The 8,078-nt window shown below is 42.5% G+C and carries 8 protein-coding genes, 12 tRNA genes and 1 rRNA gene; 1 reads left to right on the top strand and 20 read right to left on the bottom strand.

All coding sequences use genetic code 11. The annotated features are described in order from the left end of the window. The 14 genes from ACTWPX_RS18925 to ACTWPX_RS18860 form a co-directional block, all read right to left on the bottom strand. A 16S ribosomal RNA gene (locus ACTWPX_RS18925) occupies positions 1–79 on the bottom strand; the annotation flags it as partial. A gap of 119 nt (positions 80–198) precedes the next feature. Then, positions 199–275 (bottom strand) — tRNA-Ile (locus tag ACTWPX_RS18920). A gap of 17 nt (positions 276–292) precedes the next feature. Next, positions 293–366, bottom strand: a tRNA-Gly gene (locus tag ACTWPX_RS18915). A 32-nt stretch (positions 367–398) separates the two neighbouring features. Next, positions 399–475: transfer RNA gene (locus ACTWPX_RS18910), tRNA-Pro, on the bottom strand. A 5-nt stretch (positions 476–480) separates the two neighbouring features. Beyond that, positions 481–557, bottom strand: a tRNA-Arg gene (locus ACTWPX_RS18905). A gap of 67 nt (positions 558–624) precedes the next feature. Continuing rightward, positions 625–712 (bottom strand) — tRNA-Leu (locus tag ACTWPX_RS18900). A 45-nt stretch (positions 713–757) separates the two neighbouring features. Next, positions 758–839, bottom strand: a tRNA-Leu gene (locus ACTWPX_RS18895). Between the two features lie 7 nt (positions 840–846). Continuing rightward, positions 847–922: transfer RNA gene (locus ACTWPX_RS18890), tRNA-Lys, on the bottom strand. A 245-nt stretch (positions 923–1,167) separates the two neighbouring features. After that, positions 1,168–1,242: transfer RNA gene (locus ACTWPX_RS18885), tRNA-Gln, on the bottom strand. Between the two features lie 6 nt (positions 1,243–1,248). Next, positions 1,249–1,325 (bottom strand) — tRNA-Asp (locus ACTWPX_RS18880). Between the two features lie 14 nt (positions 1,326–1,339). Then, a tRNA-Glu gene (locus ACTWPX_RS18875) sits at positions 1,340–1,411 on the bottom strand. Between the two features lie 10 nt (positions 1,412–1,421). Beyond that, positions 1,422–1,512 (bottom strand) — tRNA-Ser (locus ACTWPX_RS18870). Positions 1,513–1,516: 4 nt separating this feature from the next. Beyond that, positions 1,517–1,591 (bottom strand) — tRNA-Asn (locus ACTWPX_RS18865). Positions 1,592–1,788: 197 nt separating this feature from the next. Next, positions 1,789–2,241 carry a SprT family protein gene (locus ACTWPX_RS18860; RefSeq protein WP_443121059.1) on the bottom strand — a complete coding sequence of 151 codons (453 nt, stop codon included), beginning with the start codon at positions 2,239–2,241 and terminating at the stop codon, positions 1,789–1,791. 75 nt (positions 2,242–2,316) lie between these two features. Here ACTWPX_RS18860 and cmpA point away from each other — a divergent pair, with 75 nt between their 5' ends. Then, positions 2,317–2,427, top strand: coding sequence for a cortex morphogenetic protein CmpA (gene cmpA / locus ACTWPX_RS18855; protein WP_443121058.1), 111 nt, complete (start codon positions 2,317–2,319; stop codon positions 2,425–2,427). Between the two features lie 42 nt (positions 2,428–2,469). Here cmpA and ACTWPX_RS18850 read toward each other — a convergent pair whose 3' ends face one another. From ACTWPX_RS18850 to ACTWPX_RS18825, 6 genes are all read right to left on the bottom strand, one after another. Then, positions 2,470–4,638, bottom strand: coding sequence for a Tex family protein (locus ACTWPX_RS18850; RefSeq protein ID WP_443121057.1), 2,169 nt, complete (start codon positions 4,636–4,638; stop codon positions 2,470–2,472). A 194-nt stretch (positions 4,639–4,832) separates the two neighbouring features. Continuing rightward, positions 4,833–5,429, bottom strand: coding sequence for a SpoIIE family protein phosphatase (locus ACTWPX_RS18845; protein WP_443121056.1), 597 nt, complete (start codon positions 5,427–5,429; stop codon positions 4,833–4,835). Further along, positions 5,429–6,208 (bottom strand): RNA polymerase sigma factor SigB, encoded by a 780-nt coding sequence (gene sigB, locus ACTWPX_RS18840; protein ID WP_443121055.1) that lies wholly within the window; start codon positions 6,206–6,208, stop codon positions 5,429–5,431. The genes ACTWPX_RS18845 and sigB overlap by 1 nt, the downstream gene beginning before the upstream one ends. Beyond that, on the bottom strand, positions 6,180–6,656 hold the full coding sequence (rsbW, locus tag ACTWPX_RS18835) for an anti-sigma B factor RsbW (protein ID WP_128524728.1): 477 nt from the start codon (positions 6,654–6,656) through the stop codon (positions 6,180–6,182). Before rsbW ends, sigB begins: the two co-directional genes overlap by 29 nt. A gap of 2 nt (positions 6,657–6,658) precedes the next feature. Beyond that, positions 6,659–6,988, bottom strand: a complete 330-nt coding sequence (locus ACTWPX_RS18830; protein ID WP_128524729.1) for an STAS domain-containing protein — start codon at positions 6,986–6,988, stop codon at positions 6,659–6,661. 67 nt (positions 6,989–7,055) lie between these two features. Beyond that, positions 7,056–8,066 (bottom strand): PP2C family protein-serine/threonine phosphatase, encoded by a 1,011-nt coding sequence (locus ACTWPX_RS18825; protein ID WP_443121054.1) that lies wholly within the window; start codon positions 8,064–8,066, stop codon positions 7,056–7,058. Positions 8,067–8,078: the final 12 nt, after the last annotated feature.

Raw genomic sequence — 8,078 nt, 5'->3', positions numbered from 1 at the left:
CTCGCTTCCCGCGCTCGACTTGCATGTATTAGGCACGCCGCCAGCGTTCGTCCTGAGCCAGGATCAAACTCTCCATAAAAGTTAGTTTGACTTGCTCATTTGCACACCGAATGTGCTTGTTTCAAATTTCTTCTTTATAAGAAGAAATATCTTGACGTACTGGTTGGTTCGTTCAGTTTTCAAAGATCAAAATGTTCATGGTGGGCCTGAGTGGACTTGAACCACCGACCTCACGCTTATCAGGCGTGCGCTCTGACCAACTGAGCTACAGGCCCAAACGGTAGTTGATTAATGGAGCGGGTGAAGGGAATCGAACCCTCATCATCAGCTTGGAAGGCTGAGGTTTTACCACTAAACTACACCCGCGTTATTCTTTTATAATCCTGTTGAATTCTCGATGGTCGGGAAGACAGGATTCGAACCTGCGACCCCTTGGTCCCAAACCAAGTGCTCTACCAAGCTGAGCTACTTCCCGTTAAATGGCGCGCCCGAGAGGAGTCGAACCCCTAACCTTCTGATCCGTAGTCAGACGCTCTATCCAATTGAGCTACGGGCGCATTTTGAAGCGACATATTATAATATAACATGTATAACACTTTGACGCAAGCACTTTTTTGTAAAAAATGGTGCGGCCGAGAGGACTTGAACCTCCACGGGATTAACTCCCACTAGGCCCTCAACCTAGCGCGTCTGCCGATTCCGCCACGACCGCAAATTGTATAAGAACAAAAGGATGCTGATCATGGTAATTGGAAAGTGCGGGTGGAGGGACTTGAACCCCCACGCCGTGAAGCACTAGATCCTAAATCTAGCGTGTCTGCCAATTCCACCACACCCGCATAAAAATGGTGAGCCATGAAGGATTCGAACCTTCGACCCTCTGATTAAAAGTCAGATGCTCTACCAACTGAGCTAATGGCTCCTGATAATAAAGGAACGAAAGTAATCTATGCAGTAGCAACTTCGCTTTGTTATTTATGAAGTGAGCATTCTTTGCAACGTCTGCGATGTAGGTTGTTCAAAGAAATTAGCACCTTCTCTATAAGCTGCGTTCTTGGCTTTCATTTAAGGAATCTATAACACTCAAATTATTGATGTATTGTTAAAAGCACAAGGAACATCATATAATTTATTCGACATTTTGTCAACTCATTATTCAAAAGAAAATGGCTGGGCCAGCTGGATTCGAACCAGCGCATGACGGTACCAAAAACCGTTGCCTTACCGCTTGGCTATGGCCCAAAACAATGGCGGTCCGGACGGGACTCGAACCCGCGACCTCCTGCGTGACAGGCAGGCATTCTAACCAACTGAACTACCGGACCTATGTAAAACTAAGTGACCCGTACGGGATTCGAACCCGTGTTACCGCCGTGAAAGGGCGGTGTCTTAACCACTTGACCAACGGGCCAAAATAAAAATGGCGGAGAAGGAGGGATTTGAACCCTCGCGCCGCTTGCGCGACCTACACCCTTAGCAGGGGCGCCTCTTCAGCCACTTGAGTACTTCTCCGTAATGGCTCCAACGGTAGGATTCGAACCTACGACCGATCGGTTAACAGCCGATTGCTCTACCACTGAGCTACGTTGGAATAATGTAAAAAATACATTGTTTCTTTGTACATTCTGTTGCGCTTTTCCTATCAGCGACGTTTTATATATTATAATATATATCCCATAATGTCAAACCTTTTCCGTGAAAAAATATGTTGTTTTTCATTGGAAGATAGGTGGTTTTGTTAAGGCTTATTTAATTTAACACGGGGCTGTTCTTTTCGTCAATGAATTTTTACTTCTTTTTTAATTTCCCTTTACATTTCCCGCAACGGTACCGCTTGGTGTCTACTTTCCTTTTACGCGGGTATGCTTGGGCGCATTCGGTGCAAACATAATGATGCAGGGTCTTCTTTTTCTCAGATGGCAAAGGGGAACAAAATCGCGGGGAATCCGTCTTCTTTAACAGTTCTTTGAACTCCGGGTCACGGTGGTTGTATCCTTTCCCTTCAATATGGAGATGGTAATGACAGAGTTCATGTTTAATGATCCCTTCCAATTCTCCCCCATTCAGCTCATTTACATACTTCGGGTTGATTTCTATGATCCGTTTTGAGGGAATATAACGCCCTCCTGTGGTTCGTAACCGATTATTGAAGTAAATCTCATCTAGAAAAGGTTTATGAAAATAAGTTAAAGAAAGCTCTTCGGTCCATTGTTGTAATTCTACTTCTGTTAATGAGTTCACAGGAACACCTCCTCCATTCTTTGCATACTTTATCATAAGAATGAAAAAAGTTGAATATAAAGGAGTTGAAGTCATATGCCTTCATGGTTAAGAAAGCAAATGGTAAAAGCTTTTTTCAATAAAGATAAGTATCAAATCAAGATGCTTAATCAGTGCTGGTATTATTACCAACATCTTCACAAATAAAAAACACCCAGAAGATAACTCCCAGGTATTTTTCAATATTCTTTATTTAGTTAACATCGTCAAGGCGATGCGTTGTTTCTTAACGTCGACTTGATCGACCCAGACGGTAACGACATCCCCTACAGATACCACGTCCATCGGGTGTTTGACGAATCTGTTAGAAAGCTTCGAAATATGGACAAGCCCGTCCTGCTTCACACCAATATCTACAAAAGCTCCGAAATCGACTACATTCCGCACGGTTCCTTCAAGTTCCATCCCTTGTTGCAAGTCTTCCATTGAAAGGACGTTCGTTTTCAATAATGGCTTAGGAAGATCATCACGCGGATCTCTCCCTGGTTGAACCAATGATTTCAAAATATCTTTCAAGGTCAATTCCCCGATATCCAATTGCTCAGCCATTGCTTTATCATCTATTTGCTGGATTTCTTCCCCTAGTTGTTCATCACCCAGGTCCTGGCTGCTATAACCGATCGTTTTCAACAGTTCCCGAGTAGCTTTATAGCTTTCGGGGTGAATCGGCGTCCGGTCCAATGGTTCCTTACCATCCAGAACCCTTAAAAAACCGATACTTTGTTCAAACGTCTTCGCACCTAAACGCGGAATATCTTTAAGTTCTGTCCGTTTCGTGAACTTGCCGAGTTCTTCCCTTTTCTTCACTACGTTGTTGGCAACTGTCTTACTAAGACCTGATACGTATTGCAATAAGGATGCCGATGCTGTGTTCACATTTACACCGACTTGGTTGACGGCTGTTTCAACAACAAAAGTTAATGACTCATTCAGTTTCTTTTGCGTGACATCGTGTTGATATTGGCCGACTCCTATGGATTTCGGGTCGATTTTGACCAATTCTGCTAGTGGATCCTGGACACGGCGAGCGATAGAAACTGCGCTTCTTTCCTCTACTTGTAAGTCCGGAAACTCCTCACGAGCTAACTTGGAGGCTGAATAAACACTTGCGCCAGCTTCATTCACTATCATATATGAAGCATTCAAGCTATGCTTTTGGATCATATCAGCAATGAACTGCTCTGTTTCTCTGGAAGCTGTCCCATTTCCGATTGCCATAAGTTCAATATCATAGTTGTCCATAAGCGACAAAATTTTCTTCTCAGCTCCTGCTGTATCATTTCTAGGAGCCGTCGGATAAATCACGCCTATATCCAGGACTTTACCCGTTTCATCAACAGCTGCCAGTTTACAACCGGTCCTGAAAGCGGGATCGACACCTAGGACGATTTTACCTTTCAATGGCGGCTGCAAGAGGAGACTACGTAAATTGCTTGAGAAAACTTCAATAGCTTGTTCTTCTGCCTGTTCAGAAAGGGAGTTCCGTATCTCTCTCTCTACAGATGGTTGGATGAGTCGTTTATAACTATCCTCAATTGCTCCCATTAGAATAGAACGGACGGTACCGACAGTGTCTCGGTTAAGTACATTCCTCTCAAGGTAACTGACAATCGATTCTTCAGGAGGATGAACTGCGACCTTGATCACATCTTCCCGTTCCCCTCGATTCAAAGCCAACACTCTATGAGAGACAATAGCACGGACAGGTTCCTGGTAATCATAATACATTTCGAAAATGCCCTTCTCATCTTGGTCGGCATTTTTTTCAGAAGATGCGATAGTCCCTTTGTCAAAGGTTTGCTTACGGATCTTTTCACGATAGGTGGGATCATCAGAAATCCACTCTGCTAATATGTCGTTGACCCCTGCCTGGACATCGTCTACAGTCTCTAATTCATTTTCGCTTGAAAAGTACGTAGCCGCTTCCTTTTCAAAGTCGATTTTCTCCTGCTTCCATACGAGCATAGCTAGTGGTTCTAAGCCTTTTTCTTTTGCAACCGTCGCCCGTGTTCTTCGTTTTTGTTTATATGGACGGTAAAGGTCTTCTACTTTCTGCAGCTTAGTGGCAGCTTCTATTTCTTTGTGCAGTTCATTAGTCAGCTTTCCTTGCTCATCAATCAGCCGGATGACTTCTTCTTTTCGCTGCGTTAAATTAGTAACATAATTCCATTGATCTTCGATATCCTTGATTTGAACTTCATCCAAACCACCGGTCAATTCTTTTCTGTAACGGGCGATAAAGGGCACGGTATTCCCTTCATCAAGTAACCCGATCACTTGTTTAATTGTTTTTTCATTTAGTTTTGTTTGTTTAGCCACAAGATTTAATAATTCCGGGCTTAGTTTCACTTCACTCAAACGAAGACCTCCTTCAATGACATCTGTTTCATTGTATCAAATTCTCTATACGTTTACCTCAGACTAATGTATGTATCATTCTCAATTCTCGCCATGTCCACCTCCAGTCACAAGGAACTTCACTTCCCTTCACTCTCTGAAAAAGCACATATAAAAATCCCTATTCTGTACCAATTGGTTCAGAATAAGGATTCTCAATTATACTCCATGGCTATCAATGTTGTATCATCATCTCGTGTTTGACCATAAAGTTCCTTATATTGCTCAGTTATAAGTCTGACGTTTTTAGTTTGTGTCAATTTGGATGATAGACGCCGGTCGTTTACCCCGTCTGAAAACATAAGAAAGACCATGCCATTCTGAACGTTCCCGCGTGTGACACGTAACGATCGCGGGTACCCTGACAAATAACCGGCTAAAGGAATATTTCGATTGCGCTTCCCGTCTGGTTCGACAGTAATCACACCGATATTACCAATAGATGAATAAGAATAAGTATGGGTTTTAAAGTCTATTCTAAGTATCCCAAGAACGACTCCACGCTTACCTACCAACACTTCATTGCATTTTTTCACAAGAGCTTCAATAGTTAAGACCGGGTTTTCCTCAATGACATCCATAACAGCCTGAGAGGATTCCATTGCCATTTCCCCGCTTCCTAAACCATCAGCTAAAGCACATAAAAACGCTTCTTCTGTTTCTTTATAGAAATAACTATCGCCACAATAATAATTCCCTTTTTTTGACTTCTGAAAAACCGACAAATTTACTCGCGTATTTTCGTTTTCCACTAAAATACCTCTACGGATTCAGATTGTAAGGCTTCTCTCAGTTTTCGAAGCGCACGTCTTTGCAAACGGGAAACATGCATCTGTGAAATCCCCAATTTTTCTCCGGTGTCCTTCTGGCTCATGTTTTCGAAGTAAGTGCATTGCAGGATTTCTTGTTCCCGCTCACTTAAAATCGGAAGAATCTTCTCCAGTAACATCTTTTGATCGATGTTGGAATAACCATCTTCCTGGTTTCCGATCAAATCAAGAATCGTCACTGTACTCCCATCAGAGTCCGCTTCGATTTTGCGATCGACAGACAACGCCTTGTAGCTTTTACCCATCTCCATCGTTTCCAATACATCTTCTTCAGAGACTTCCAGGAATTCAGCGATTTCCATTACAGATGGGGACCGCTGGAGAGTATTCGTCAACTCTTCTGCAGCTTTTTTAATCTTCGGTCCAAGTTCTTTGATTCTGCGGGGCACGTGCACACTCCACGTTTTATCTCTGATAAATCGTTTGATTTCCCCAATGATTGTGGGAATGGCAAACGACTCAAAGGATTTTCCGAATTCAGGATCATATCTCCTGATTGCCGCTAAAAGCCCCAGCATTCCAACTTGGACCAAATCTTCGTGAATGGTACTGTTTTTTGAGTATTTTCGCGCAATGGATTCTACAAGATCCTTGTAAACAAGTACAATTTTCTCTTGGACGACTTCATCACGGGGATGCTCTTGTAGATAGGCGATCCACTCATAAACATCCTCATTGTGGTGTTGAGATTTGGTCGCCATCTTGACCCACCCCAGTTTCATGGAGATATTTTGTCATTAAGACAATGACACCATATTTACTATTGATTTCGACTTTATCCATTAAAGCATCAATCAGAAACAGACCAAAACCACCTTCACGAAGTTCTTCAATATTATCGTCTTGCTTATAAGGACCGATATCCTCTTTGATTTCACCTAAGTTAAAGCTGCCTCCGTGATCGGCAACCATGACTTCCAGACGATCTTGATAAACGCCGAACCCGATCGTAATTTCGCCTTCACCGGTTTCTTTGTATGCATGCTTCACCGCGTTTGTAATCGCTTCTGAAATAGCGACTTTCAAATCTTCAATATCCTCATAGGTGAAACCCATACGGTTGGCTATACCAGAAGTGCTCAGACGGACGACTCCGATATATTCAGCTTTGGCAGGTACCTTCACTTCTACAAAATCAAATGGTTCCATGATTACATTCCACCTTGTACTGTAGAATCGATATTCATAATTTCCGTCAGACCAGTAATTTTGAACAAGCGGTACACACGGTCTTGCATCTGAACTAATTTCATCTCTGTGTCATGCTCTTTCGTAGACTTCAAAGCACTGATGAATACACCAAGTCCAGTCGAGTCCATGTAGTTGACATCTTCAAAATCAACTTCTACGACTTGTCCTTCTTCTCTCGTCAAAGGCAGCAATGTGTCTTTCAGCTTAGGAGCTGTAAACGCATCTACCTCTCCGGAAAGCACAACATAGGCACTGTTTTCTTTATTCGTTACATCTATCGTTAAGTTCATGAATATCCCCCTCCTACTTGTTCCTAAAAAAGTCAATCAAATTTTAAATACCCTTATCTAAATTCGCTTAAACATTCCTCCGTAAAATAATCAGAGTGAAGTCGTCGCGAAGGTGAAAGTCCTGGAGACGCTCAAAATGTTTATAAACATGATCGACAATCCCTTGAGCAGGGAGATGGGAGTATTGTTTGATGACATGGAGGATTTCTTCTTGTTCAATAAATCGCTCCCCTTGCCTGCACTCCGTCACTCCATCCGTTAACAGAATGATCATGTCACCCTTTTCAACTTTTTTCTCAAACTGTGTGTATGTGATCTCAGGTGACACACCAAGAACTAATCCCGGAACATCGATTTCCTCAAATTCATCACGATCTTTATGATAATAAAAACCCGGCTCATGACCTGCTGATGAATAAGTGAAGGTGTGGTCATTAGAATTATACAGCCCATAAAACATAGTGATGAACATACTTGAGTCTACGTTCCGTTCAACTACCCGGTTCAAACTCTCGAGAATGACACTAGGATCTGTCCGCCTCTCAGGAAAACTGTCCATCGAATATTTGATCATCGACATACAAAGTGCAGCAGGCACCCCTTTACCGATGACATCAGCGACTGCAATTCCGAGGCTTCCTTTCCCATCGTGGACGAAGTGGTGATAGTCACCGTTCATTTGCTTGGCCGGCACACTTAATGCACCCACGTCCACCTCTGCAAGGTCAGGTTTCACAGTGGATAATAGTGTTTTCTGCATATTCGCAGCTACAGAGATCTCTGATTTCAGCTCTAGCTGTTTCTCCCTCAGTGCCTGATATTCCTGATAAGCTAAACCATAAGAAATCATGGTTTCCAGCAGAAAACTCATTGATGATTGAATATATTCAGGCATGTCCGGGTATATCTCCTGTAAGGATTGAATGTGGACATTAATGATTTCTTCAGGGGAAATATTCTGCTGCATAGAATATTTGCTGAATTGCTCTGCTTGATAGAGAGCTTGCTCATCTTTCGTCTTAATATACTCCTGTAAAAGCTCTTTATAATTTTCCAAATCAAGTTTTAATGTACTCAACATTTATACCTC

The sequence above is a fragment of the Halobacillus sp. H74 genome (assembly GCF_052246715.1).
Classification (GTDB): Bacteria; Bacillota; Bacilli; order Bacillales; family Halobacillaceae; genus Halobacillus; species Halobacillus litoralis_A.
This window is presented reverse-complemented; position numbering and strand designations above follow the sequence as displayed.

Bases quoted from the DNA above. Each gene is read 5' to 3' on its own strand.
- cmpA (WP_443121058.1), top strand. From the start codon at position 2,317: ATGCCTTCATGGTTAAGAAAGCAAATGGTAAAAGCTTTTTTCAATAAA.
- sigB (WP_443121055.1), bottom strand. From the start codon at position 6,208: ATGGCGACCAAATCTCAACACCACAATGAGGATGTTTATGAGTGGATC.
- rsbW (WP_128524728.1), bottom strand. From the start codon at position 6,656: ATGGAACCATTTGATTTTGTAGAAGTGAAGGTACCTGCCAAAGCTGAA.
- ACTWPX_RS18830 (WP_128524729.1), bottom strand. From the start codon at position 6,988: ATGAACTTAACGATAGATGTAACGAATAAAGAAAACAGTGCCTATGTT.